Source organism: Gluconacetobacter tumulisoli, from assembly GCF_014174155.1.
Lineage (GTDB): Bacteria > Pseudomonadota > Alphaproteobacteria > Acetobacterales > Acetobacteraceae > Gluconacetobacter > Gluconacetobacter tumulisoli.
Genome location: NZ_JABEQM010000001.1, coordinates 1 through 26,173, shown reverse-complemented (window position 1 = coordinate 26,173; position 26,173 = coordinate 1). Strand labels below are relative to the sequence as shown.

The following is a 26,173-nucleotide window of genomic DNA, read 5'->3' as shown; positions in this document are numbered from 1 at the left end:
GGTCAGAAACGCGGAATGTCGGGAAAACGCATCTCGCCGCCCCGCACATGCATGCGCCCGAATTCGGCGCAGCGGCAGGGGGTGGGAAAGACCTTGCCGGGGTTGAGCAGTTCCCCTGGGTCGAACGCGCATTTCAGCACCTGCTGCTGCCGCAGGTCGGCGGGCGCGAACTGGTGGGTCATCAGGTCCCGCTTTTCCACCCCCACCCCGTGCTCGCCGCTCAGAACCCCGCCCATGTCCACGCAGGCCCGCAGCACGTCCGCCCCGAAGGCCTCGGCCTTGTCCAGATCGCCCGGCCGGGCGGCGTCATACATGATGATGGGGTGCAGATTGCCATCCCCGGCATGAAAGCAGTTCGCGTAATCCAGCCCGTACGTGCGGGACAATTCCGCCATCCGGTCCAGGATGTCCGGCAGGCGGTTGCGGGGGATCGTACCGTCGGTGCAGTAATAATCCTTGCACATCTTGCCGATCGCGGAAAAGGCCAGCTTGCGGCTGCGCCAGATCCGCTCGCGCTCCTCCTCCGTGCGGCTGGTGCGGATGTCGATGGCGCCGGCCTGGTCCGCCAGGCCCCGCACCCGGTCGATCAGCGCGTCGATTTCCGCCGCCGTGCCGTCCAGTTCGCACAGCAGCAACGCCGCCGTCCGCGGATCGTGCTCCTCGCGCAGCAGCGAGGCCACGGCGTTCAGCACCTTGCGGTCCATGAATTCCAGGCCGGCCGGGATGATGCCCGCGCCGATGATGGCGCCGACGCAACGGCAGGCGTCCTCGACACTCGCGAAGCCCATCGACATGACGCGCGCGGCCTCGGGCAGCGGGACCAGACGGACGGTGATTTCGGTCACGACGGCCAGCAGCCCCTCGGAGCCGGTCAGCAGGCCGATCAGGTCCAGTTCGCCATCGGCGGCCCCCTGGAAGGCGCCGCCCAGGCGTATAACCTCGCCGGACATCAGCACGGCCTCCAGCCCTACGACGTGGTTGGAGGTCATCCCGTACTTCAGGCAATGCACGCCGCCCGAATTCTCGGCGACATTGCCCCCGATGGTCGAGATCATCTGGCTGGACGGATCGGGCATGTAGCACAGGCCGAACGGACGCGCGGCCTCGGAAATCCGGATGTTCGGCACCCCGCACTGCACGCGCGCCACGCGGTTTTCCACGTCCATCGCGACGATCGCGCACAGGCGCGACGTGACCAGCAGCACCCCGTCCTCCAGCGGCAGGGCACCGCCCGACAGCGACGTGCCCGACCCGCGCGGCACCACCTTCACGCCCTGTTCCCGGCACAGGGCCAGCACGGCCTGGATTTCCGCCGTGCTGGCGGGCAGGACCACCAGGAGCGGCGTCGCCTGGTAGGCGGTGATGCCGTCGCAGCGATAGGGACGGCGCTCGGCCTCGTCATCCAGCACCCATTGCGCGCCGACGATCCGGCGCAACCGCGCGGCCAGTTCGCCGCGTCGCGCCATGATCCCTCGATCCGGATCGGGCATGCGCATGGTTCGTCCCCTCCCGCGTCGCCACATGGCGCGCCGCGACCTTGAGTCCGCGCGGATTTATGTAATAACGTCGCGAAGGCGGAAACAGAAGCCGAAAAGCTCCGTGCGTCCCGGACGGGATCGCGGCGTTTCCCGACAGCATCCCCCGACGCGGCGCACCGGGCATCGCCCGCCGGCCCGTCCCTGTCCCGAACGGATGGTATCTGATGAAGGTCGGCTTGTTCGTCCCCTGCTATATCGACGCGTTCTATCCCCGCGTCGGCATCGCGACCCTGGAGTTGCTGGAACGGCTGGGTCAGCAGGTCGATTATCCGCTGGGGCAGACCTGCTGCGGGCAGCCGATGGCCAATTCGGGCTGCAATTCCGACGCCGCCGCCGCCGAGGCCCTGTTCGTGCGCAATTTCGAACGGTTCGACGCCATCGTCATGCCCTCCGGCAGCTGCGCGCATCACGTGCGCGACCATTTCGACGCCATCCCGCAGACCGATGCCGTCCGCCATGTGCGCACGCATACCTACGAACTGGTGGAATTCCTGCACGACGTGCTGCAGGTCGGCGATTTTCCCTGGGCCGAATTCCCGCACACGGTCGGCCTGCACAACAGCTGCGGCACGTTGCGCGCGCTGCGGACCGCCAGCATGTCGGAACTGGGCGAACCCCCGTTTTCCAAGCCGATGGGCCTGCTGTCCAAGGTCCGGGGCATCCGCTTCGCCACCCCGGCGCGGCCGGACGAATGCTGCGGCTTCGGCGGAACCTTCTCGGTCGCCGAGGAAGCCGTGTCCGCCCGCATGGGCCTGGACAAGGTCCGCGACCATCACGACGCGGGGGCCGAGTATATCGTATCGGCCGATTCGTCGTGCATCATGCACCAGCAGGGTTGCGCCGAACGCGCCGGCATCCCGCTGCGCTTCATCCATATCGCCGAAATCCTGAACGGGGCACGGGAATGAAGGACAAGCGCATCGATCATGCCGGCGCGGCGGCGGCCTTCATCGCCGACGCGCCGCACCTGGCGTTCCACGACGAACGCCTGTGGGACATGCGGCAGAAGCGCGACGCCCAGATGCACCTGCTGCCGGAATGGCAGGAATTGCGCACCCTGGCGTCGCAGATCAAGGAACACGCGCTGGCGAACCTGCCCGAATATCTGGAGCAGTTCGAGGAAAACGCCACCCGCAACGGCATCCGCGTCCACTGGGCCCGCGACGGGGCGGAACATAACCGCATCGTCGCCGAAATCCTGCAGGCGCGCGGCGCGACGACGCTGATCAAGAGCAAGTCGATGGTGACCGAGGAATGCGACATGCGCCCCTACCTGGCGGCGCGGGGCATCACGGTGACCGAGACCGACCTGGGCGAACGCATCCAGCAGCTGGATGACCAGTTGCCCAGCCACATCGTCGTGCCGGCGGTGCACAAGCTGACGGGCGACGTGGCGCGGGTGTTCGCGACCCATTACGGCACCGACCCCAAGGCCGACGACCCCCGCCAGCTGGCCGAGGCGCAGCGCCAGGCGGCGCGGCCGGTCATCCTGCATGCCGACGCGGGCATGACCGGCGCCAATTTCGCGGTGGCCGAAACCGGGACCTTCGTCGTCTGCACCAACGAGGGCAATGCCGACCTCAGCGCCACCGTGCCGGGCGTGCATATCGCCACCCTGGGCATCGAACGGCTGGTGCCGCGCCTGTCCGACCTGGGCGTGTTCGTCCGCCTGCTGTCGCGCAGCGCCCTGGGGTCGCCGATCACGCAATACACCACCCATTTCCGCGGCCCCCAGGATGGCGGAGAGATGCATGTCATCCTGGTGGACAACGGCCGGTCGGCGCGCCTGGGCATGGCGGATTTCTGGACGTCGCTGAAATGCATCCGCTGCGGCGCGTGCATGAACACCTGCCCGGTCTATCGCCGGTCCGGCGGCCTGTCCTATGGCGCGGTCTATTCCGGACCGATCGGCGCGATCATCGACCCGACCTTCAACGAACGGAAATACAGCACCCTGCCGTTCGCCTCGACCCTGAACGGCAGCTGCACCAATGTCTGCCCGGTGCGGATCAATATCCACGACCAATTATACAAATGGCGGCGGGTGCTGGTCGACCACCATCAGATGCCCTTCGTGAAGCGCGAGATCATGCATATGGCCGGCAAGCTGATGGGCCAGCCCCGCCTGTATCGGGCCGCGATTTCGGGCACCGAAACGGCGCTGGGCACGCTGCCGCGCTTTGCGCTGTATAACTGGCTGAATCCTTGGGGCAGGCATCGGGAACTGCCCCACCCGGTCAAGGAAACCTTCCACGCCTGGTACAGGCGCAACCGCTCCGCCCCCGGCGCGGCGGACACCGAAAAGACGAAAACCGACCCGACAAAAACCGGACGGACGAAGGACACCGGACAATGACCGCGCGCGACACGATCCTGGACGCGCTGCGCCGCAATCGGCCCGATCCCGGGTCGCACCCGCTGCCGCCGCCTGCGACGCTGGGCGACCTCGATGCGGGGCGGGAACGTTTCGTCGCCAGCCTGCGCCTGCTGGGCGGCGACGTGATGGAACGCGCGGCCGGCGAGCCGCTCGCCGCCGCGATCGCCCGCCATTTCCCCGCTGCGCGCATGATCTGCGCGGCGGTGCCCGGGGTGGACGGCGCGATACCGGTGCAGGACCTGCCGGACGCCCGGGCCGCCGATCCCGTCGACGTCGCCGTCGTCCGTGCCGCCTTCGGCATCGCCGAAACCGGGTCGATCTTCCTGAGCGAGGCGCAATTGCACCTCAACGCCCTGGCGCATCTGGCCCAGCATCTGGTCGTGCTGCTGGATCCGGCGCAACTGACGGCGAACCTGCATACGGCCTATCGGCGCCCGGAATTCCGCACCGCCCGCTATGGCGTTCTGATGAGCGGCCCGTCCGCCACCGCCGACATCCAGGGCGTCCTGATCCGGGGCGCGCAAGGCGTGCGCAGCCTGTCGGTCTGTTTCGATCCTTCCTGATATAACCAGTGTGCAACCCTGTCCTGTTCAGCGCGTCATCATGGCGTCTGAACAGAGGGACACATGCGCGCCTCGACAACGATCATCCTGACCATCGGCCTTCTTTTCGCCCTTGGCGGATGCGCAGAAAAAGAATCGGTCAGCCAGAAGGCCGCCCAACGGACAATGGCCAATCATAATTCGTACGGTTTCGAGGATTACGGCGATCGTACCGCCAATCCCCCCGGCCTGGGCAGCCCGCACTGACAGCCTGGCATAAAATTCGTCCTGTTGTCGGCAATCCGACGCACTTTTTCTGCGGGTCAGTACCCACGGCCATCAAGGCCGCTCCGATGCTCAAAAAATCACGCCGGACTCACGCCAGGCCGTGCCGCTACGCGGCACTCTCACTCGACAGAGTTTTTACACCAGTCTCCCGGGACGCGCTGCGTCCCGGGAGAGAGCCGTATCAGCCACCGGGCGGCGCCATGAATTCCGGTCCGACCGGGTCGGTGATGCAGGTGCCCAGGATCCGGTCGATCTCCGCCTTGTCCTCCGCCGACAGCGTCCAGCCGAAAGCCTGGTCGATTCCCGCGATCTGTTCGGGCTTGCGGGCGCCCCACAGGGCGATCGTCGGCCCCTGGTCCAGCACCCAGCGAATGGCCAGCGCCAGCACCGATCGGCCACGCTGCCGGGCAAAATCCTGCAACGCCGACACGGCGGCCAGGTACTGTGCGAAGCGCGGCGCCTGGAATTTGGGGTCGGAGGCGCGCAGGTCGTCGGCGCCGAATACGGTGTCGGCGGTCATCCGGCCCGACAGCAATCCCCGGCACAGCGGCCCATAGGCCAGCACCGCCAGATCGTGCGCGACCGCCCAGGGCAGGACGTCCTTCTCGATCTCGCGCTCGAACAGATTATAGGGGGGCTGGATTGCCGCCAGCGGGGCGACCGAGCGGAACAGCTCCATCTGCGCGACGGAAAAATTGCTGACCCCCAGCGCCAGCACCTTGCCCTCGCGATGCAGGCGCTCCAGTTCGCGGGCGGTGTCGTCGATCGCAACCGAGGGATCGGGCCAGTGCACCTGGTACAGGTCGATGCGGTCGGTGCGCAGGCGACGCAGCGAATCCTCGATCTCCTGGCGGATGCGCGCGGGCGAGGCATTGCGGAACGGCTTGCCGTCCTTCCAGTCCAGCCCGACCTTGGTGGCGATGGCGACGCCATCGCGACGCCCGACCAGGGCCTGGCCCACCACCTCCTCCGAATGGCCGAATCCATAGACCGGGGCGGTATCGATCAGGGTAATGCCCATGTCCAGGGCCTCGTGGATCGTGGCGATCGCGTTGCGGTCGTCGGGACCGCCCCACATCCAGCCGCCGATCGCCCAGGTTCCCAGCGCGATGCGCGAAACGGGAGAGGGAATGCCGGCAATGGCAAGGGTTTCCACTGACATCGTTCTTCCTTTCTATGATGTCCGTCCCGGACGGGCCCGCAATGCCCATGTCGGACGGGGCATCGGACAAGGGGCCGGGCCGCCGCGCGGGGCGCGGTCCGGCGGGAACATGCGAAAAAAGGACCGGGGTGTCGCCACCCCGGCCAAGTGTTCCCTCGTATGCAAGTGACGGATGTCCCGTCGCCCCTATCGTCCTCCGAATGCAGAAATGCACAATAAAAAATCGTTTTATCAACTTGTCTATATTGTGAACACCCCGTTGTTACAGTCACGCGCGCGCCCGTCCGCGATGGATGCCGCCTCTTCCCCACGCCCACGCCGCGTCCTATGGGTAGAAGGTCGGAGCGGTCGGTACCAGGCCACCCGGTCCGCGCCGAATCTGGAGATGCAATGCCGCGCAAGATCGTATCGTTGGCGCCTCTGGCGTTGCTGGCTGCCTGCGCCGGCCAGCCCGTTCCGTCCCACCAGCCGACACGTACGCCGGTGGCGCAATACGCCGCGGGACAGGGGCCGCTGGCGGTGGACGATCACGTCCCTGATTTCGCCACGCGGAATTTCGAACCCTTCACCCGGCAGGACGTGGCGGCCATCGCCCTGCGGGAATGGCGGCTGTTCGGCCAGCCGGTGGACGACGACGATCCCGAGCAGCGCCCCGAAGCCCAGTCCGCCAGCGTCAAGCCGGAACGCATGCCCGGCCTGTGGCAGCGCATCGGCGAATATTGGTGGATCGGCCAGGACCCGTCGGAGACCGAGGTCGGATGGACCGGCAAGCACGACGCGGACGGGCATCTGACGGATTTCGTGCATGACGGGTTCTATGCCTGGTCGGCGGCGTTCATTTCCTATGTGATGCGGGTGGCGGGGGCGAACGACCGGTTCGCCTATTCCCCCAACCATTCGACCTATATCAACGCCGCCGCCGCCGGTACCGAAAGCGGCGTGCGCGCGCATGATCCCGCAACCTATGCCCCCCTGCTGGGCGATCTGATCTGCGTCGGACGCGGCGCCAGCAAGGCGGTCCAGTTCGCCGACCTGCCCACCACCTATGGCTTTCCCGCCCATTGCGGGATCGTGGTCGCGACCGACCAGAACGGGCCGCCCTTCGGCCACCAGATCAGCATCGTCGGCGGCAATGTCGACGACGCGGTGACGCTGACCCATGTCCCGGTGGGCCCGGACGGGCGCCTGGCCGACGCGACGGGCCACAGCTACGACCCGCGCTATCCCTGGTGCGCCGTCCTGCAAATCCTCTACGACGCCGACGCCGAGCCCCCCGGCCGCGACTGACGGGGCGAGGCGTCGCGCCCGTCAGAGGTTGCCTGAAACGCGGCCGGCCAGGCGAGAGTGCGTACTATGCGTACTACGTACTACATAGCACAGCTGGTGTGATTTTCCGGGCATCGAGGCGGGGCGGCCTTGATGGCCGCCCCGCCTCGAAGCACAGGAAACGCGCGGCGAATCGCCGGCCGACTGCGTTTCGAACAGCCTCTCAGCCTTGGCGCCAGGGGAGGCCTTCGGCCTTCCACCCGGCAAGCGCGCCGCGATGGCTCTGTGCGTCGGGCGGCCCCTCGAACCCGCCGGCAACGTTGAAGACATGCCCGAATCCCGCCTGCCGTGCCGCGATGGCGGCGGAATGGCTGCGCGCGCCCGACCGGCAGATGAAATAGATCTCGCTCTCCGGCGTCAGGCCGGCAGCCGAGAGTTGCTCCACGAATCGGGGATTGGGCTGGCCGTTCAGACCCTGCCACGAGATCGGCAGAACCCGCTTGCCCGTGGCCGACAGGTCCGGCAGCCCGACGAACATCCATTCGGCGTCCGTGCGGACATCGACCAGCTGTGCCTGCGGCCGGGCGTCCAGCGCCGCCCAGGCCGTGGTGGGCGTTACATCCTCGATCATCTTGTTTCCCATCGCAAGAATGCACATTGTGCGCCAATCGCGCGCCCTCGCCCATACCGGGGCGCACCCGGCGGCCCGACCGCCACGCACGATCCAGAGAAGGTGCTGCCTTATGGCCGAAAGTGCAAATCCGTCCTCCGTCGGATGGACCACGTCCTCGCCCGACATGACCGCCGCGATCGGCCATACGCCGCTGATCCGCCTGCGTCGGGCGTCGGAGGCGACGGGGTGCGAGATCCTGGCCAAGGCCGAATTCATGAATCCGGGCGGGTCGGTCAAGGACCGCGCCGCGCTGGCGATCATCGACGACGCGGAACGGCGCGGCGTTCTGGCGCCCGGCGGCGTGGTGGTGGAAGGCACGGCCGGCAATACCGGCATCGGCCTGACGCTGGTGGCCAATGCGCGGGGCTATCGCTCGGTCATCGTGATGCCCGAGACGCAGAGCCAGGAGAAGATCGATTTCCTGCGCATGATCGGCGCCGACCTGCGGCTGGTTCCGGCCAAGCCCTTTCGCGATCCCGGCAATTACGTCCACGTCTCGCGCCGGCTGGCCGAGGAGATCGGCGGCGTCTGGGCGAACCAGTTCGACAACCTGGCGAACCGCGAGGGACACCGGGCCGGCACGGGTCCCGAGATCTGGGCGCAGACCGACGGCCGGATCGACGCCTTCACCTGCGCGTGCGGGACGGGCGGTACCCTGGCCGGCGTCGCGCTGGGGCTGGAGGATTGCGCCCGCGCCGCCGGCCAGGCCCGGCCCCAGATCGTCCTGGCCGACCCCGAGGGGTCGGGCCTGTACGGCTGGGTGAAGGCGGACGACCTGAGCATCACGGGCTCCTCGATCACCGAGGGGATCGGGCAGTCGCGCGTGCCGGGGAACCTGGACGGCATCGCCATCGACGACGCCGAGCGGATTCCCGACCCCGAGGCCCTGGACCTGATCTATGACCTGCTGATCCATGAAGGGCTGTCGATCGGCGGATCGTCGGGCATCAACGTCGCCGCCGCGATCCGGGTGGCCCGGCGGATGGGTCCAGGACACCGGATCGTGACCATCCTGTCGGACGGCGGCAGCCGGTATCAGTCCAAGCTGTTCAATCCGACGTTCCTGCGGGAACGGAACCTGCCGGTTCCCGCCTGGCTGGATCGTTGAACGACCGGCGGGGCCGGGCGGCACGCCGGAACAGCGTCCGCCACGCCCCGTCCGGCCGCGACGTATCGCCCATCAGCAGCCACACCAGGATCACGCAGACCAGCCCCGCCCCGGCCAGGATCAGGAAGGCCAGCGTCATCGACCGGTCGGCCACCGTCCCGGCCAGGGTGGTGGAAAAGCTGGCCCCCGCCCCCATGGCCAGGCCCAGGATGCCCATGCACAGGTTGAACCGCCCGCTGGCCCGGGTCAGGTCGGCGGCCACCAGCGGCATCATCACGCCGAACGATGCCGAACTGAGCCCGTCCAGCATCTGGATCGCCACGATCAGGTAGGGATTGCTGGTCGTCGCCAGCAGCGCCCCGCGCAGCGGCAGGGCGGCGAACGTCACCAGCATGACCGGCCGCCGGCCCACCGTTTCCGCCAGCCGCCCGATATGCGGCGACAGGGCCGCGCCGACCAGTTGCGGCAGCAGGATGCAGGCGGCGATCACGATCTCGGCCACGTTGCCGGCCTGCCGGGTCACCTGTCCGGCCGCCAGCGGCAGCATGCCGGCGTTGGACAGGTGGAAGAACGCCACGCACACCGCGAAGGCGAACAGGCGCCGGTCCCGCAGCAGGTCCCACATCCGTCCCTTGGTGCGCAGCGCCCGGTCGCCCTCGGCCACGGCGGCGGTGTTCACCGACGCCGGGGGCTCCGACCGCTCGATCATCAGCAGCGCCAGCAGGCCGGGGACCGCCATCGCCGCCCCTAGGAAGAACGTCGCCTGGGCGGACACCCAGTAGCCCACCGCCCCCATCAGGCCGGCGGCGATGGCGTTGCCCACCGCGGCGAAGCTGGCATTGCGGCCGAATCGCTCGCCCAGCAGGCCCGCCCCCGTCCCGCTGGAGCGCATGACCTGCGTTGCCACGACCGACAGCGTGATGGCGCTGATCGCCGGATTGAGCGTGCAACTGGCCAGCCCGTGCAGGACCTCGGCCACCGCCACCGGCAGCTGCTGGGGAAACACCGCCAGCAGCAGGCAGGAAAAGATCACCGCCAGGATCGACAGGAACGCCACCCGATGCTTGTCGCGCAGGCGATCGACCATGATGCCGGCGGGCACCTGGCTGACCATGGCGGTGATCGAACCGATACTGAGCGCAAGGCCGATCTGGCCCTGGGTCCAGTGGGCCCCGGTCAGATACACCGCGATGAACGAACCGAAGGCGGCCTGAAGGTTCGCGACAAAGAAGTTCAGCCAATCCAGTCCGCGCTGACTGTTCTGCGGCGGACGCTTCACGCAGGACCGCCCCCGGATTCCCAGCTTGGGAAACCCGGTCCGGAAGGCCGTTTCGACGAAGGCGGGGGCAGGCGGGGCGGCATCATCGCACCATCTGCCCCGAACGGGGGGCGGGCGGCCGCGTGTCGGGCGATGCGCCGCCGCGGCTGGACGAATCGGGCAGCGCCGGCGCGGGCTGGGGCACCACCGCGGGCGGCGGGGGCGGCGGCATCTCCACCGGGACGGGGGGGGCATCGGCTTCCGGAGGCGGCGGCGCGGGCGCAGGCGGGGGCACGGGCGCGCCATGCACCACCGTCACGTCCATCGACGAGGCGTCATAGGCCGGCGCAGACCGGACCTCGGCCGCGCCGATCCGCAGGGTCACGGGGCTTTTTTCGGTCATGCCGGCCAGGTTGAACTGGTCCCACGCGATGGCGATGCGGCGGTTGCCCACGCCCAGGAAGCCGCCGACATCCACGACCACGGCGGCGGGATGGCCATCCTGGTCCACCAGCACGTCGATGGCCTGCCCGACATGGCTGCCGTCCGGGGCCACGACGTCGCGGTCGATCAGGCTGCCCAGATGGCGGTTGGACACCGTCGTCGCGGTCTGATGGCCCGCCGCCTCCGGTGCGGGGGACGCCGCGGGCAGCGTCGGCCCGGCCAGTTCCGGCTCGTCACCCGTCGGCATGTCGACCGCCGGATTGCCCGGGATCGCGCCCGCGACTCCGGGCAGGACCGCCGGGCCGGCCGGCTCCGCCGCGCGGCCGGTTCCGGGCAGCATCAGGAACGGCAGCAACAGGACGGGCATCACGCCGCGCCATGCGGCCGCCATGCGTACGGAACGGCCGGACTGGGACCCGGCCGGGGACAGGGGAGGATGTTCCATGCCCCATCCTGTGCACGAACCGGATCGTCCTGTCACAGGCTTCGACGCACCGATTCGTGTTTTTTCCATCCCGTGCCGACGTGTGGACGCCCCCGGGGCGTCCAAAAGGGCGGCTGGACGGGCGATTGCAACCGAATGAAACACCTGATGTCGCCCGCGCGCTTTGACGGTAGGATGGAAGGCATGGACCCCTTGCCGCATATTCTTGTCGTCGACGACGACCGTGAAATCCGTGACCTCCTGGCCCGTTTTCTGGAGCGCAACCAGTTCCGCGTGACCACCGCCCGCGACGGACGCGAGACACGCAAGACATGGCTGGCCGGGCACTACCAGATCGTGGTGCTGGACCTGATGCTGCCGGGGGAAAGCGGCCTGGAACTGGCGCGCTGGCTGCGGACCCAGGCCAACGTGCCGATCATCATGCTGACCGCGATGGGCGAGGAAACGGACCGGATCATCGGCCTGGAACTGGGGGCCGACGACTACGTGCCCAAGCCGTTCAACCCGCGCGAACTGCTGGCCCGCATCCGCGCCGTGATGCGCCGCAGCGGGGACGGGGTGGATACCCGCGCCGGCGAGCAGCGCAACCTGCATTTTTCCGGCTGGACGCTGGAACCCGCGCGCCGGCGGCTGCTGAACCCCGAGGGCACCGAGGTCCCGCTGACCGGCGGGGAATACGACCTGCTGATGGCGCTGCTGGACCGGGCGAACCGGGTGCTGACGCGCGACATGCTGTTCGACCTGCTGCGGGGGCGGCAGGCCGGACCGTTCGATCGCGCGATCGACGTCGCGATCAGCCGGCTGCGCCGCAAGCTGGAGGATAACGGCCGCCAGGCCCAGCTGATCAAGACGGTGCGCGGCGGCGGATACGTCCTGGCCTGCGAAGTCGAACGGAGCTGACGCCGTGCAGGCTCCCCCGGTCGACGACCGCGCGGATGCCGCCGCGGGGCCCGGGCGCGGCGCGGCGCGGCGGATCGCCGACTGGCTGCGTCCCCGCTCGCTGGCGGCGCGGACCAGCCTGCTGCTGATCGTCGGCCTGGGCATCATCGAGGCCATCGGCCTGACCATCCATGCGCTGGACAGGATCGATTTCGACCGCCGCATGGTCGAGCAGGAGGCCCAGAACCGGGTCGGCATGATCTACCGCTCGATCGTCGAGACCCCCCCCGCCGATCGCGAGAAGGAGCTGGAGGCGCTGCACCTGCCGCCCAGCTTCCATGCCACCCTGACCCCGGGACCGGACCCGGACATGGTCGACCATGCGGTGGACGCCCCCTCCGGCCCGCCGGGCATGGACCGGATGGAACGCATGGACCGGATGACGCGGATGGTGCTGATGCACCCGGCGGACAATCTGCCGCCGTTGCCGCCGCATCTGCGCCCGCGCCACATCATGTTCCAGCCGGACCACCATTCGCCCCGCCGCGCGGTGGCCTTCCTGCTGCCTGACGAGACGCGCTGGCTGACGATCCATTTCGTGCCGCCGCCGCCCAACCTGTTCCGTTCGCCGACCTTTCCCACGGCCTTCCTCCTGATGACCGTCGCCGGCAGCATCCTGATCGTCTGGGGCGTGCGGCGCCTGATCGCGCCTGTCGGCACCCTGGCCGCCGCGGCCGAGGCCCTGGGCCGCGACGTCAACGCCCCGCCGATGCCCGAGGACGGGCCGCTGGAAATCGCGCGGGCCGGCCGGGCCTTCAACACCATGGCCAGCCGGATCCGGCGCTTCCTGACCGACCGCACTCTGCTGCTGACGGCGATCGGGCACGATCTGCGCACCCCGATCACGCGGCTGAAGCTGCGGTCCGAATTCATCGACGACGACGAATTGCGGGGCAAGTTCCTGGCCGACCTGGACGAGCTGGAATCCATGGTCGCGGCGACCCTGTCCTTCGGCCGCGACACGTCGCGACGCGAACCGATGGGGCGGCTGGACCTGACGGCGCTGCTGCAGACCATCCTGGACGAGGCGGCGGAAACCCATCCCGACATCGCCGACGCCATCGGCTTCGCCGAGGATCCCCCCACCGTGACGATCCATGCACGGCCCGTCGCGTTGAAGCGCGCGCTGAACAACCTGGTTCAGAACGCCATCAACTATGGCGGCGGGGTGCGGATCACCCTGCAACCGCCCCGTCCCGGGGGCACGAGCGGCACGGGGGCGGCGACGGACGAGGAAATCGTGACCATCCTGATCGAGGACGACGGCCCCGGCCTGCCGCCCGAGGACCTGGAACGGATGTTCGAACCCTTCGTCCGCGCCGAGAGCAGCCGCAACCGCGAAACCGGGGGAACCGGGCTGGGACTGGCCATCACGCGCAACATCATCTGGGGACTGGGCGGGGACATCCGCCTGGGCAACCGCACGCCACACGGGCTGCGCGCGACGATCACGCTGGTGTGTTGACCGGATAGTTGCGGATCCGGATGGTGAAGGACGTTGCCTGCGAGGCCGCTTTCCCGCAGCCTCTGCTCCCCTGCCCCTGATCCGGTAGCCCGCCCATGCTCGACCGTCTCTATACCCGTGTCCTCAATCTGGCGGCCAGCCCCCGGGCGGGGCTGTGGCTGGCCATCATCGCGTTCGCCGAGGCCAGCGTCTTTCCCCTGCCGCCCGACGTCCTGCTCGTCCCCATGGTGCTGTCGCGCCGGGACCAGGCCTGGCGGCTGGCGGCGACCTGCACCCTGGCCAGCGTCTGCGGCGGACTGCTGGGCTGGTATATCGGGGCGTTCCTGCTGCAGTACGCCGCGATGCCGATCGTGCATTTCTACCATGCCGAGGCCAGCCTTGCCGCGATGCAGGACCGGTTTCGCGAATGGGGCGTATGGATCATCCTGATCAAGGGCCTGACGCCGATTCCCTTCAAGATCGTCACCATCGCCAGTGGCGCCGCCCATTTCCCGATCCTGCCCTTCGTCGTGGCCTGCCTGATCACGCGGGGTGCGCGCTTCTTCCTGATCGCCGGCCTGCTGCGGCTTTATGGCGCGCCGATACAGACCTTCATCGAACGACGCCTGACGCTGGTCGCCTCCGTCTTCGGCGTGACGCTGGTCGGGGGCGTCCTGGCTCTCAAATACCTCTGACGGCCCGAAAGGCTCCGGCGCGCCAAACGTTCCGCCGCACCTTGCGAAGCGGCCGCTTCCGGCGCAAACACGGTCGGGTCACAGAGCATTCCGGGCGGCCGCCGCCCGACTTATCGCGGAGCCTTCGCCATGCCACAACAGGTTGCCGTCGTTACCGGAGCCGGGGCCGGCATCGGCCGGGCCACCGCCCGGACACTCGCCCGGGCCGGATGCGACGTCGCCCTGATCGGCCGTGACCGCGCGCGGCTGGACGATGCCGCGGCCGAACTTGCGGGCCTGCATATCCGTACGGTCGTCATCTGTGCCGACGTCGCCGACCCTGACGCGATCGAACGCGCGGCGGACGATATCGAGTCGGCGCTGGGTCCCATAACCCTGTGGGTGAACTGCGCGGGCGCCAGCGTGACCGGGCAACTGGTCACCCTGCCCGCCGACGAGATCCGCCGCGCGACCGAGGTCACCTATCTGGGAACCGTCTACGGCACCCAGGCGGCGCTGACCCGCATGCGGCGCCGGGGCTACGGCACGGTGGTCAATCTCGACGCGCTGGCGCTCCCCCGTCCCCTGCGTTCGATCGAAAGCGGCGCCCGGGCGGCGATCCGCGCCTTCACCGAAAGTCTGCGGCCCGAAATCCTGCATGACGGCGACCGGATCCATGTCGCGCTGGTACACCTGCCGGCCATCAACACGCCGCGCTTTTCCTGGACGCGCAACCATACCGGCAAACGGCTGCGCCCGTCCGGCCCGGTCTACGAACCCGAAATCGCGGCCGAGGCGATCAGCCGCGCCGCCTTCGGGCGGCATCGCGACGTATGGGTCGGCCTGTCGGGCGTCGCGGGCTGGCTGGCCGGGCAATTCGCCCCGTCGCTGCGGGACCGGCGGCTGTCGACCCATGCCTATAGCGGGCAACTGGAAAAGAACGCGGCCGAGTCCGACGCGCCCGACAGCCTGTTCGAACCCGTCCCCGGTGCCTACGCCGCCCATGGCCGATTCGATGCCATCAGCCGCAAGGCGATGCCGCCGCTGGTGACGACCACGATCCGCACCGCGATCGGGGCGGCCGTCCTGCTGGCCGGCGGGGGCGCGATCCTGGCCGCGCTGCGCCGCCGGGCGCATACGCCCGCCTGACGGGCCGCCTGTTTTCGGGCTTTGCCAGAACCCACAAGGGCGCCCGGCGTCCTTGACCCCGGTTTTTTGCGACTGCCCCTGCGGGGCAGCGCGCCGCCATGACGATCGATATCAGCCGAACGTCCCGGCCACGATGCGCGCGGCCGATGCCACCACATCGTCGCGCCACGGCGCCGCCTTCCGGGCCTGCGTGAAATAGATGACCATCACGACGGGCGGCCGCCCGGGCGGCCAGGCCACGCCGATATCGTTCGTCGTGCCGTAATCGCCCGACCCGGTCTTGTCCGCGACCGACCATCCCGCCGGCACACCGGCGCGTATTCGCCGGTCGCCGGTGGTATTGCCCCGCATCCAGCCTACAAGCGTCGCCCGCGCGGAGGCATCGAGCCCATCGCCCAGCGCAAGGCGGCGCATATCCCGCATCATCGCGGCCGGCGTCGTCGTATCGCGCGGCTCGCCCGGCACGGCGGTGTTGAGTGCCGTCTCCCACCGGTCGAGGCGAAACCGGTCGTCGCCGATCGCACGCGCGAACGCGGTCACGGCGGCGGGGCCGCCCAGCAGCCGGACGATCAGGTTGGCCGCCGTGTTGTCGCTGTGTCGCAGGGCGGCGGCGCAAAGGTCGGACACCGTCAGGCCGGTACCGACATGCGCTGCCGTGACCGGCGAATACGCCGCCACCTCGTCGCGCGCATAGGCGATGCGCCGGCCCAGCAGGCCGCCGTCGGTCGCGCTGCGCTTCAGCACGGCGGAAACGGCCAGCAGTTTGAACGTGCTGCAGAAGGCGAAACGCGCGTCCGCGCGATAGGCCACCTCCTTGCCATCGGCAGTATTCAGCGCGGCCACGCCAAGCCGCCCGCCCGCCTCGCGCTCCAGGGCGGCCAGGCGATCCCCGGCCGATGCCGCGGCGCGGGATCGGCCCGGCCAGGATACCCCGCCGCCGACGAACGGGATTGCAAGGGCCGCGCGCAGTACCCCGCGCCGGTCGGGCGGTGTTCTCATGCCATGTCGTTCCCCGCGTCGTTCCCTGCCCGGACCGTGAAAAAGGATATCGACGGTCCTCGTTCCCGGGCCGCCGGAAGATGGGACGGTCAGCTCGGCTTGCTGGCCGCATCGCGGCTGGAATGCACCATGCCCTGATGGCGGGTCAGCGCCTGGACCACCCTGCGCGCATCGGCGGGGACCAGCGCCAGGCCCACCGGACCGTAGGCCGGGTGCTGGAAAGCGATCAGCGAGCCCTCGGTCAACGCCTCGGGCTGCACCGCCCAGTTGGTCCGGAATACCGGCACCACCGGCACGCCTTCGATCGGCGGCGGGGGGATGTGATCCACCATCGCGGCGCGCACCGCCCCCAGGCTGCTGATCAGCTGCGTCATCTGGTCCAGCGAGAGCGGGATCGACCCCTCCAGCCCGCTTCCCTCAAGGAAGGTCAGGGTCGCGGTGCGGCGATCGTCGGACAAGCCGACCTGCATTCGGGCGCTCATGCGATTGGGCCTTTCCGTCCTCGTACTGCGGACGTCGGCGCGCGACGTCAGGACGAACTTATCATACCGCCCGGCCGACCGTACCACCTGTCTGCGCGCTACGTTCCTCGCCGTGCAGGCCCCCGGCCCAGACCCACCAGCCGGGTCGCTCGACCGCGACGCACGCGTCGCGTGCCGCCTGCGCGCTGTCGAACAGGGCGAAGCAGGTCGCGCCGGACCCGCTCATCCGCGCCAGCCGGCAGCCCGGCGCGGCCGCCAGGACCTGCAACACCGTGCGAATCGCGGGACAGATGGCGCAGGCCGCGTCCTCCAGGTCGTTCGTCAGGGCCGACAGGTCCCGCACCATCGCGCCCACGTCCGCCCATCCGGCCGACAGGGCGGCAGGCGGGTGGAAGACCGCCGCGCGCGACCGGAAGACCGACGGGGTCGGAACCGCCTCGCCGCAATTGACCAGCATCATGCCGCAGGCGGGCAGCTCCGGCGCGGGGTCCAGCACATCGCCGACGCCACCCATCCGGGCGGCAGCCTGCTCGACGCAGACCGGCACGTCCGCGCCCAGTTCCGCCGCCAGGACCATCAACCGGTCGCGCGGCACCCGCAGGTCGGGCCATGCGCGCAACAGCAGGCGCAATGCCGCCGCCGCGTCCGCCGACCCGCCGCCGATCCCCGAGGCGACCGGAAGCCGCTTGTCCAGCACGATCCGCAGCGGTGGCAGACGGTCAGGCACATCCGCAGTGGCGGCTGCGCGCAGCAGGCGGGCGGCCCGCAGGATCAGGTTGCTGTCCGATTCGGCCACCAGCCCGGCGCCGAACGGCCCCGTGATCTCCAGCGTCACCGCCCCCGGGGCGCCCTCGGCGGGATGCACGGCCAGCCGGTCCGCCGCCCCTGCGAAGACCGCCAGGCTGTCCAGCAGATGGTAGCCATCCGGACGCCGCCCCGTCACATGCAGATACAGGTTGATTTTCGCATGGGCGGAGTCATGCAGGATCGCGGTCACGACGATGGTCAGTCCTTCTTCTGGCCGCTCTGCGGGCCGGGCGGCGCGTCTTCGTGGCCGGATCGGGCGGCATCGGCAAGGGCGGCACGGATCTTTTGCGCATCAGATGCCTCGGCGGGCAGCAATTCCGCCATGTGCCACTGGTTGACCGCCTCGCGCGGGCGGCCGGACCGCCAGTACGCGACCCCCAGATGATAATTCACCGCCGGATCCTCGGGCGTCTGCTCGGCGGCGCGTTCCAGCAGCCGCAGCCCGTCGGCGACGCGCCCCTGCCGCACCAGCGCCCAGCCCAGGCTGTCGCGAATCGCGGCGTCGTCGGGCGCGATCGCCACCGCCCGACGCAGCAGCGCCTCGGCCTTCGGCAGGTCCTGGTCCCGTTCGACCCATGAATAACCAAGATAATTCAGCAACATCGCCTCGTCGGGCGCCAGATCCAGCGCATGCTGAAGGTCAGCCTGGGCCTGCGGCCAGCGGCCCGACCGGTCATAGGCGACGGCCCGGTCGAACAGCAGCGACCAGCCCTCACCGGCCAGATGGCCCGAAACGGCGACCGCCCGGTCGAACGCCGCAATCGCGGCATCCCAGTCCTGCCGGCCGGAATACAGATTGCCCAGCATCTGCCAGATCAGCGGCTGGTCGGGATGTTCGCGCGCCAGGCCGGTCAGGATCTGCCGCGCATCGGCCCACTGGCCGGTCGCAACGTCCAGCCGCGCCTGCTGCAGCCGGATGACGGTCGAAAGCGGATCGCCGGCGGCCGCCTGGCCGATCGTGTCGCGGGCCAGGGCCGCCTGCCCGGCATCGAACTGCAGCGACGACAACATCAGGCGTCCCTGTCCGAAGCCGGGATCCAGCGCCAGCGCGAACCGCAGCAGCAGCATCTGGATATCGCGAAGCCCCTCGTCATGGGACGGTCGTCCCCCGGGATCGGCCAGGCGCGCGGCCTGCTGGCCGATCAGCGCGGACAGGAAGACATAAGCCTGCGCCAGCCCCTGCCGCGGTGTCGTCACCGGCGGGCGCGCGAACGACGCCACGATACCGTCGCGCGCCAGGGCCAGGCCCGGCACGGCGATCACCAGGCTGTCGGCCATCCGTACGGCCTCGTCCCGGCGTCCCTGCCCGACCAGCCAGTGGCCCAGGGCCCAGGTCGTGAAGACATCATGCCCCGACGACAGGGCCAGGGCGATGCGATAAAGCCCGTCGGCACGCTGCCGCTGCCCCGCCGCCTCCGCGATCAGGGCGGCGTGAATCGCGTAATAGCCGCCCAGGCCACCTTCCCCTGCCGCACGGGTATCGGTCCAGGGGGCCAGGACGGAGAGCGCCCCGTCGACCTGCCCCTCGCCCGCCAGGCTCCAGGCCTCCAGCAACGGCCTCAGCATGGCCAGCATCGCATCCTGCGGCGCGCGTCCGTAATGGGTCCGGGCGTCGCTCCATCGGCCGGCCAGGGCCGCGTCATCACCCATCACCAGCTCGGCCATGAGCTGCCCCGGCAGCCGCGGGGCGAGTTGGCTGGCCGCGCCGTCGCCAGCCAGGGCGCTGTACAGGAACGCCTGGCGCAGCAGGCTCGTCCGCGTCGGATCCAGCCGGAAGGCCTCGCGAAAGGCCTGCCCGGCGGTGCGGTCGTCGCCCTCCAGGGCCGCGACGGTCGCGACCAGCACCGCCCCCGCCAGACCGGGCGCTTCGGCGCCTGCCGCACCCGCGGCGCCGGTCGTCGCGACCGGCGCCGCGCCGGCTCCATGACCCGGCAGGCAGGCGGCCATTGAAACGGCGACGACAAGCACGGACGTGCACATGGCGCGGAAACACTGCATGATGGCGGACCCTACCTCGCGTCGGGTAAACTGCCAAACCCTGCCGGCAGGCGCCCCGCCTACCGGACACACCCCGTTAATGGACAAGGCCGCGCCGACCGGATGATGGATGCCCTCGCCCTGCTGCGCCTTTATGTGGATTGGGGGGCGGACGCCGCGCTGGACGACGATCCGACCGACCGCCTGGCCGCCCCGCCGCCGTCCGCGCGCGCGGTCCCTCCGACGGCCCCCTCGCCCCTTGCTTCTGCCCCCCATGATCCGGCGCTCCGTCCCCCCGTGCGCCAGGATTCGCCCTCCCCGTCCCCACCAGCCCGCCGGCCGTCCGGGCCGGAGGACGGCCTGACGCTGATCGACCGCGCGGTCCTGCGGGCCCGGCAGGTGGCAGAGGCTGCATCGTCGATCGCCGACCTGCAGACCGCCCTGGCCGCCTTCGACGGCTGCGCCCTGCGCGAGACCGCCACCCATACCATTGCCCCTGCGGGCCGGGCCGATGCCGGCCTGATGCTGATCGGCGAGCCACCCGACGCGGCCGAGGACCGGGGCGGCACGCCCTTCGCCGGGCCGACGGGACAGATGCTGGACCGCATGCTGGCCAGCATCGGCCTGCGGCGGGAGGATCTGCTGCTGGCCCCGGTCATTCCATGGCGTCCCCCGGGCGCGCGTCCGCCCTCGGCCGCCGAACTGCGGATCTGCGAACCGTTCCTGCATCGCCTGATCGTGCTGGCCGCTCCCCGGCGGGTGATCCTGATGGGCAACATGCCGGCCAGGCTGCTGACCGGTGAACAGGGGGGAATCGCCCGGTTGCGCGGGCGCTGGCGCGACATCGCGATCCCCGGTCTGTCCCGACCCCTGCCGGCCCTGCCGATGCGCCATCCGTCCCAATTGGGGGCCAGCCCCACCGCCCGGCGCGACGCATGGAAGGACCTTTTGTTACTGCGCGCAACACTGGATGCGGACAAGGATACGTAAAGGAAACAGTAAGAAGCGAACACGATGCGAACTGTGTTCAAACTATGGCTACTGCACCGCAACACACGATTTATTCACCACCGAAACGCGACGCTAACCAGCCGTTTTTATTGCCGTTTGCCCAACTGTTCTGCATGCATATTTCCGCCCGCACCATCATAAGGGTTGCGTTTCCCCCGATAACCCCTTAGACGCCCCTCGGCCATGCGAGGGACAACACATATACCCCCCCAGCTTGCGGTTCGGGCCTTTCTGGCCGGTGCCGCCTTTCTGGCAGGCGCAGCGATGGTTCCGCTGCGTGGCCAGAGCGCGAACGCCCAGACTCCGGACGGAAGGTCGTCCGGCCCGGGCGAGCGAAACGAGGAAACGGCCCTGGCCATGCCACGGATCGCCCCCCCGGGCGGCGGGGCGGTCGGGCTGGCCCAGCCGCTGCCCCCCGATGTCGCCCTGCATGTCCGCCGGATCTTCGGCCTGCAGCGCGCCGGGGCGTTCGATGCCGCGATCCGCGAGACCGCGTCCCTGCCGGACGATACCCTGCTGGCCGACATCCTGGCCGATCGATACCTGAACCCCGCCTATCATCCCACGCCGAGCCAGCTGCGCCTGTGGCTGCGGACATTTTCCACCCTGGCGGATGCCCCGGCGATCCATGCGCTGCTGGTCAGCCTGTCGCCCCGCGGCAGCGTTCCGCCACTCGTGGCGGCCCCCGCGGCCCTGGCCGCCGGCGCCGAGGCGGCGCCCAGTCGCGCGCCGGAGGAAGACGACCCGGCCAGCCGCGCCTTCACCCGCAACGCCCTGCTGGACCGGACGGTCCACGACCGTGCCGAGCAAGGTCTGAAGGGCGCGCGCAGCGCCCTGCACCTGATCAAGATCACCCCGGGCATGAACGACCTGTACGCGGCCCAGTTGCGCGCCGAGGTCGCGATGGCGATGTTCAGCGCAGGGGAAACCGCCTTCGCCCTGCGCACCGGGCAGGATGCCTTCACCCAGTCCGGCGGCCGGATCGGCCTGGCTGGCTATGTCGCCGGCCTCGCGGCCTGGCGGCGGGGGCGGCCCGATATCGCCGAATCCCTGTTCGAGGCCGCGTCGCGGGCCGAACTGACCCCGGCCAGCATCCGGGCCGGCGCCGCCTTCTGGGCCGCGCGGGCGCACCGCAATACCGGCGACATCGCGGCCTTCCGCCCATGGCTCCACCGCGCCGCCGCCGCCCCGCACACCTTCTACGGCCTGCTGGCGGCCCAGATGCTGGGCCAGCGTCCGGCCCGGCCTGCCACGGAGTCCCGCCTGTCCGACAGGCCGACGCTGGCCGCCGACCGGACGCTGCTGGTGGCCGGCACGCCGGTCCTGGGCGAAATCGACGTGGAGGCCGTCGCGGCCACCCCGGCGGGCCGCCGGGCCTTCGCCCTGCTGCAGGTCGGCGAAACCGGCCGGGCGGAGGCTGCCCTGCGCCGCCTCTGGCCCGACGTGCAGGGGGACGCGGCGCTGTGCCGTTCGATCCAGCTGGTGGCCGATGCCGCCGGGCTGAAGGGCCTGTCGGACCAATTGTCGGCCCTGCTGCTGGCGCGGGGCGCGACCCCGCCGACCACGCAGGCCCGCTTCCCCACGCCACGCCTGACGCCCAGCCACGGCTTCCGGGTCGATCCGGCGCTGGTCTATGCGCTGACGCGGCTGGAATCGAATTTCGACAGCGGCGCGGTCTCGGGATCCGGCGCGCACGGGCTGATGCAGATCATGCCGGTGACCGCCGGCTTCGTGACCGGCAACGCACGGCAATACGCCGCCGCCCCGTCCCTGCTGCACGACCCGGCGTTGAACCTGGAAATCGGCCAGCTTTACGTCCTCTACCTGGCGCATCTCAGCGAACAGCACGACGCCGGCCGGCGGACGCCGGGCGGCGACATGGTCCGCATGCTGGCCAGCTACAATGCCGGCCCCACCGCCATCTCGCGCCAGGACGCCCTGAACGATTGCGGCGACGACCCGCTGCTGTTCATCGAGAGCCTGCCCAACCGGGAAACGCGGGACTATGTCCACCGCGCCTTCACCTACCTGTGGATCTACGCCGACCGGCTGGACATGCCCACCCCATCTCTGGACACCCTGGCCCGCGGGGAATGGCCCGCCTTCGCCGCCGAACGCGACCTGGCCGGACATCATTTCCAGACCCTGCACTGATCCTCTGGTCGACGGCCGGGGCCACTGCGGCCACCTAAAATCCGGCTGAAGACGCGGTTTGCCGAGCGAGAGCGCCACAACGCGGCGCGCCCGGCGTGTTTTTCCGAGCATCGAAGCGGAGCGGCCTTGATGGCCGTGAGCATCGAAGCACAGGAAAAGCGCGTCGGATCGCCGGCAAACCGCGTCTCCAGCCGGATTTTCAATTTTCGGCCAGGATCTGGCGACTGGCCCGCACCTTCACCACGCGGCGCTGGTCGGTTTCCATCACCTCGAACAGCCAGCCCGAGAACACGACCTTGTCGCCGGCCGCGGGCACCCGGCGCAGCAGCGCCAGGATCAGGCCGCCCAGCGTGTGGTAGCTGCCTTCCTGCGGCAGGTCCGCCAGACCCAGCCGGTCCTTGACCTCGTCGGCGGGCATGAACCCGTCCAGGATCAGCACGTCTTCCTGCGCCAGCAGCCGCTTGGGCGTGCTGCCGGGCTCGTGATGCTCGCCGACGATGGCGGCGAACAGGTCCGATGCGGTGACGATTCCCTCGAACGACCCGTACTCGTCCAGCACCAGCGCGATGCCCAGCGGAACCGACCGCATCCGCTCGACCATGTCGAAGGCGGAAATCGTATCCGGCACCACCACCGGCTTGCGCAGGCCCGATTCGATCGACACCGGCCTGCCATCCAGCATGCGGTCCAGCATGTCCTTGGCCAGGATGACGCCGACCGGGTTGTCGACGCCGCCGTCGCACACCACGATGCGGGTATGGACCGTGGTGCGCAGCATGCGGCGCAGTTCCTCGCGGCTGGCCCGCCGCTCGATCCAGAACAGTTCGTTACGCGGGGTCATGATGGCGCGGACCGGCCGGTCGGCCAGGCGCAGCAGGCGCTCGATCATGTTGCGCTCCTCCTGCTCCAGCACGCCGGACTGCGCGCCCTCGGCGATATAGGCCTTCAGTTCCTCTTCGGTCAGGGCTTCGCGCGTCGTCGCGCCCACGCCCATCAGGCGCAGCACCAGCCCCGAGGAATGGCCCAGCAGCCACACCACCGGACGGGTCAGCAGGGCCAGCCCTTCCAGCGGCAGGGACAGGCGCGCCGCGATGGTTTCGGGATGGCGCAGCGCAAGCTGCTTGGGCACCAGTTCGCCCAGCACCAGCATCAGCGAGGTGATCGCCACGACCACCACCGCCATCGACAATTCGGCGGCGAACGGGCGCAGCAGGGCGAAGCGGGCAAGCCAGGGCGTCAGGTACGCCTCGATCCGCGTGCCGCCGAAGGTTCCTTCCAGGATCGAAACCAGGGTGATGCCGACCTGCACCGTGGGCAGGAAGCTCTGCGGATCCTCGGCCAGGCGCAGGGCCCGCTCGGCGCCCTTGACTCCCTTGCGCTGCAGGACGGCCAGGCGCGCGGGGCGCGCCGAAATCAGCGCCAGTTCCCCCATGGCGAACACGCCATTGAGGACGACGAGAAAGAGAATGACGAGAAACGGCACGATCATGATGGCCGCGATCCTAGATCAACGCGCCCCCGGCGCAAATGCGGCCCGGGATGAATGCGGTCCAGGAGAGGGGCGGACATGAAAAATGGCGGGACCGGGCCCCGCCATTCCATCATTGGTCCGTCATTCATCCGTCCCTGCGGCCGGCAGCCGGCCTCAGTCCGCGGCGTCGGCGGCCTCGACCGCCGGGGCGGCGTCGACGACCGTGACGCGCGGCGGCTTGGCCGGCTTCTTCGCGGCCGCGAGTTCGGCCATGCGCGCGTCGACATGCTGGGTGAAGACGTATTCGGCCGGACGCTGGTTGGCCAGCGAGATCTCGGGCGCCATCGGCTTCTCGGTCTCCGGCCCGAACAGGGCGACCTTGGCGATGTGCCACGGACGGCGCACCGCATCCATCACCGCAGTCGATTCATAGCCGGAATGGACCATGCAGTCGGCACATTTTTCATAGTTGCCGGTGCCGTAATCATCCCACTTCGTGTCTTCCATCAGCTCGTTGAAGGTCTTGGCGTACCCTTCGCCGAGCAGATAGCACGGACGCTGCCATCCGAAGACGTTGCGCAGGGGCTTGCCCCACGGCGTGCAATGATATTCCTCATTCCCCGCAAGGAAGTTCAGAAACAGCGGCGATTGCGTGAAGCGCCACTTCTTGCCCTTGCCCAGGCGGAAGACGTCGCGGAACAGCTGCTTCGTCTTCTGGCGATTCAGGAAGTGCGCCTGATCGGGCGCGCGCTCGTAGGCATAGCCCGGGGCGGTCATGATGCCGTCCACGCCCATGGCCATCACCTCGTCGAAGAAGGCGGCGATGCGCTTCGGGTCGGCCCCGTCGAACAGCGTGCAGTTGATCGACAGGCGGAATCCGCGGGCCTTGGCCTTCTTGATGGCCGCGACGGCGCGTTCGTAAACGCCTTCCTGGCAGACCGAGGCATCGTGCATGTCCTGGTCGCCGTCCAGATGCACATCCCACGAGAAGAAGGGCGAGGGCTCGTAATCGTCCATCTTCTTTTCCAGAAGAAGGGCGTTGGTGCAGAGATAGACGTACTTCTTGCGCGCGATCAGGCCCCGGACGATTTCCGGCATTTCCTTGTGCAGCAGGGGTTCGCCACCCGCGATCGCGATGACGGGGGCATTGGCCTCGGTATCCGCGTCGAGGCATTCCTGCACGCTCATGCGCTGGTTCAGGATCTGCGCCGGATAATCGATCTTGCCGCACCCCGCGCAGGCCAGGTTACACCTGAACAACGGTTCGAGCATCAGGACAAGCGGATAACGCTTCCGGCCGGTGATATGCTGCTTAACGACGTAAGCACCAACCCTGACAGCCTGCATAATAGGAACGGCCATGAAACCTCTGCTCCTGCACCGGCATGATCGCCGGCCTTCTTCAAATCAAGTGGCCTTATTATGGACACGTCCGTACGAAAGATAACAACCCCAGCCTGTCCAAGCCGTGCGCGAAAGACATATCGAGGTTGCGGACATGTTACGCCACGCGATCCCGTTCACGGGGGTATAGGACATGTCGGGTCTTATACTCAATTCCCATCGCATGCACTGTGCCCTAATCAACACACCTGTCGGACAGAGTCCGTCTTTGCTTCCATCGCGGGAGTAAAACCCGAACTGTAAAAGACCCAGGGGCGTTACGAGTGTCCGGCTCGGGAAACGTCGCATACAAACCGGACCAGGATCCACCCGCCCCCGGGTGATATCCCGGCAAAACATAATGGACGCCGTCGTCATGGATCAACCGAACCCCACCCAGCCCGCCGGCCCCACCGGCGTCGTGGCAGGCCGAGCCGGACAGCGGGATCCGTCGGCGCACCCGGCGGACGAGCAGCAGGCGGGATCGGTGCCGACGCGGGGTCGCTTTCCGCTTCTGGACCGGGTGTCCTGCCCGGCGGACCTGCGGAACCTGTCGGTGGAGCAGCTGAAGCAGTTGGCCGA

Annotated in this window: 23 protein-coding genes; 12 read left to right on the top strand and 11 right to left on the bottom strand. The window is 69.1% G+C overall.

The annotated features are described in order from the left end of the window. Positions 1-2 precede the first annotated feature (2 nt). Complete coding sequence (locus tag HLH28_RS00115; RefSeq protein ID WP_456305437.1) at positions 3-1,466, bottom strand: FAD-linked oxidase C-terminal domain-containing protein; 1,464 nt, start codon at positions 1,464-1,466, stop codon at positions 3-5. A gap of 236 nt (positions 1,467-1,702) precedes the next feature. Here HLH28_RS00115 and HLH28_RS00110 point away from each other — a divergent pair, with 236 nt between their 5' ends. From HLH28_RS00110 to HLH28_RS00100, 3 genes are read left to right on the top strand one after another with little or no spacing between them, the layout of a single operon-like run. Then, positions 1,703-2,446: a (Fe-S)-binding protein gene (locus HLH28_RS00110; protein WP_182952967.1), complete on the top strand. Its 744-nt coding sequence runs from the start codon at positions 1,703-1,705 to the stop codon at positions 2,444-2,446. Beyond that, on the top strand, positions 2,443-3,894 hold the full coding sequence (locus HLH28_RS00105) for a lactate utilization protein B (protein ID WP_182952965.1): 1,452 nt from the start codon (positions 2,443-2,445) through the stop codon (positions 3,892-3,894). Before HLH28_RS00110 ends, HLH28_RS00105 begins: the two co-directional genes overlap by 4 nt. Continuing rightward, complete coding sequence (locus HLH28_RS00100) at positions 3,891-4,478, top strand: LutC/YkgG family protein (RefSeq protein ID WP_182952963.1); 588 nt, start codon at positions 3,891-3,893, stop codon at positions 4,476-4,478. Before HLH28_RS00105 ends, HLH28_RS00100 begins: the two co-directional genes overlap by 4 nt. A 448-nt stretch (positions 4,479-4,926) precedes the next feature. Here HLH28_RS00100 and HLH28_RS00095 read toward each other — a convergent pair whose 3' ends face one another. Then, positions 4,927-5,907 carry an aldo/keto reductase gene (locus HLH28_RS00095; protein ID WP_182952961.1) on the bottom strand — a complete coding sequence of 327 codons (981 nt, stop codon included), beginning with the start codon at positions 5,905-5,907 and terminating at the stop codon, positions 4,927-4,929. A gap of 390 nt (positions 5,908-6,297) precedes the next feature. On the opposite strand from HLH28_RS00095, the gene HLH28_RS00090 reads away from it, so the two are divergent. Next, positions 6,298-7,194: a DUF2272 domain-containing protein gene (locus HLH28_RS00090; RefSeq protein WP_182952959.1), complete on the top strand. Its 897-nt coding sequence runs from the start codon at positions 6,298-6,300 to the stop codon at positions 7,192-7,194. Between the two features lie 202 nt (positions 7,195-7,396). Here the strand turns inward: HLH28_RS00090 and HLH28_RS00085 are convergent, their stop codons facing one another. Continuing rightward, positions 7,397-7,804 carry a rhodanese-like domain-containing protein gene (locus HLH28_RS00085; protein WP_182952957.1) on the bottom strand — a complete coding sequence of 136 codons (408 nt, stop codon included), beginning with the start codon at positions 7,802-7,804 and terminating at the stop codon, positions 7,397-7,399. A gap of 112 nt (positions 7,805-7,916) precedes the next feature. On the opposite strand from HLH28_RS00085, the gene HLH28_RS00080 reads away from it, so the two are divergent. Beyond that, positions 7,917-8,954, top strand: coding sequence for a cysteine synthase A (locus HLH28_RS00080; RefSeq protein WP_182952955.1), 1,038 nt, complete (start codon positions 7,917-7,919; stop codon positions 8,952-8,954). Here the strand turns inward: HLH28_RS00080 and HLH28_RS00075 are convergent. Then, on the bottom strand, positions 8,896-10,233 hold the full coding sequence (locus tag HLH28_RS00075) for an MFS transporter (RefSeq protein WP_182952953.1): 1,338 nt from the start codon (positions 10,231-10,233) through the stop codon (positions 8,896-8,898). The two genes, HLH28_RS00080 and HLH28_RS00075, sit on opposite strands and share 59 nt — an antisense overlap. Before the next feature lie 82 nt (positions 10,234-10,315). After that, complete coding sequence (locus HLH28_RS00070; RefSeq protein WP_182952951.1) at positions 10,316-11,101, bottom strand: PRC-barrel domain-containing protein; 786 nt, start codon at positions 11,099-11,101, stop codon at positions 10,316-10,318. 183 nt (positions 11,102-11,284) lie between these two features. On the opposite strand from HLH28_RS00070, the gene HLH28_RS00065 reads away from it, so the two are divergent. The 4 genes from HLH28_RS00065 (at position 11,285) to HLH28_RS00050 (ending at position 15,307) form a co-directional block, all read left to right on the top strand. Further along, positions 11,285-12,001 carry a response regulator gene (locus HLH28_RS00065; protein WP_182952949.1) on the top strand — a complete coding sequence of 239 codons (717 nt, stop codon included), beginning with the start codon at positions 11,285-11,287 and terminating at the stop codon, positions 11,999-12,001. Positions 12,002-12,074: 73 nt separating this feature from the next. After that, on the top strand, positions 12,075-13,505 hold the full coding sequence (locus HLH28_RS00060) for an ATP-binding protein (protein WP_182953769.1): 1,431 nt from the start codon (positions 12,075-12,077) through the stop codon (positions 13,503-13,505). Between the two features lie 95 nt (positions 13,506-13,600). Next, positions 13,601-14,179, top strand: a complete 579-nt coding sequence (locus tag HLH28_RS00055) for a YqaA family protein (protein ID WP_182952947.1) — start codon at positions 13,601-13,603, stop codon at positions 14,177-14,179. Positions 14,180-14,308: 129 nt separating this feature from the next. Then, positions 14,309-15,307 carry an SDR family oxidoreductase gene (locus tag HLH28_RS00050; protein WP_182952945.1) on the top strand — a complete coding sequence of 333 codons (999 nt, stop codon included), beginning with the start codon at positions 14,309-14,311 and terminating at the stop codon, positions 15,305-15,307. Positions 15,308-15,418: 111 nt separating this feature from the next. Here HLH28_RS00050 and bla read toward each other — a convergent pair whose 3' ends face one another. From bla to HLH28_RS00030, 4 genes are all read right to left on the bottom strand, one after another. Next, complete coding sequence (gene bla / locus HLH28_RS00045; RefSeq protein ID WP_182952943.1) at positions 15,419-16,306, bottom strand: class A beta-lactamase; 888 nt, start codon at positions 16,304-16,306, stop codon at positions 15,419-15,421. Positions 16,307-16,395: 89 nt separating this feature from the next. Continuing rightward, positions 16,396-16,788, bottom strand: coding sequence for a hypothetical protein (locus HLH28_RS00040; protein ID WP_182952941.1), 393 nt, complete (start codon positions 16,786-16,788; stop codon positions 16,396-16,398). Between the two features lie 61 nt (positions 16,789-16,849). After that, positions 16,850-17,791 carry a 4-(cytidine 5'-diphospho)-2-C-methyl-D-erythritol kinase gene (locus tag HLH28_RS00035; RefSeq protein WP_408869805.1) on the bottom strand — a complete coding sequence of 314 codons (942 nt, stop codon included), beginning with the start codon at positions 17,789-17,791 and terminating at the stop codon, positions 16,850-16,852. A 2-nt stretch (positions 17,792-17,793) separates the two neighbouring features. Then, positions 17,794-19,593: a tetratricopeptide repeat protein gene (locus tag HLH28_RS00030; RefSeq protein ID WP_182952936.1), complete on the bottom strand. Its 1,800-nt coding sequence runs from the start codon at positions 19,591-19,593 to the stop codon at positions 17,794-17,796. A gap of 102 nt (positions 19,594-19,695) precedes the next feature. On the opposite strand from HLH28_RS00030, the gene HLH28_RS00025 reads away from it, so the two are divergent. Together HLH28_RS00025 and HLH28_RS00020 are read left to right on the top strand one after the other, a co-directional pair. Beyond that, a complete protein-coding gene (locus HLH28_RS00025; RefSeq protein WP_246395558.1) occupies positions 19,696-20,562 on the top strand; it encodes a uracil-DNA glycosylase in 867 nt (288 codons plus the stop codon). 204 nt (positions 20,563-20,766) lie between these two features. Continuing rightward, complete coding sequence (locus tag HLH28_RS00020; RefSeq protein WP_182952934.1) at positions 20,767-22,737, top strand: lytic transglycosylase domain-containing protein; 1,971 nt, start codon at positions 20,767-20,769, stop codon at positions 22,735-22,737. A gap of 199 nt (positions 22,738-22,936) precedes the next feature. Here HLH28_RS00020 and HLH28_RS00015 read toward each other — a convergent pair whose 3' ends face one another. Beyond that, positions 22,937-24,226 carry a hemolysin family protein gene (locus HLH28_RS00015; RefSeq protein ID WP_182952932.1) on the bottom strand — a complete coding sequence of 430 codons (1,290 nt, stop codon included), beginning with the start codon at positions 24,224-24,226 and terminating at the stop codon, positions 22,937-22,939. A 156-nt stretch (positions 24,227-24,382) separates the two neighbouring features. Further along, the gene (gene hpnH / locus HLH28_RS00010; RefSeq protein ID WP_182952930.1) at positions 24,383-25,570 is read right to left on the bottom strand and encodes an adenosyl-hopene transferase HpnH; all 1,188 of its coding nucleotides are present in this window, start codon (positions 25,568-25,570) and stop codon (positions 24,383-24,385) included. Between the two features lie 397 nt (positions 25,571-25,967). Here hpnH and HLH28_RS00005 point away from each other — a divergent pair. Further along, a partial coding sequence (locus HLH28_RS00005; protein WP_182953917.1) for a hypothetical protein occupies positions 25,968-26,173 on the top strand: 206 nt, incomplete at its 3' end.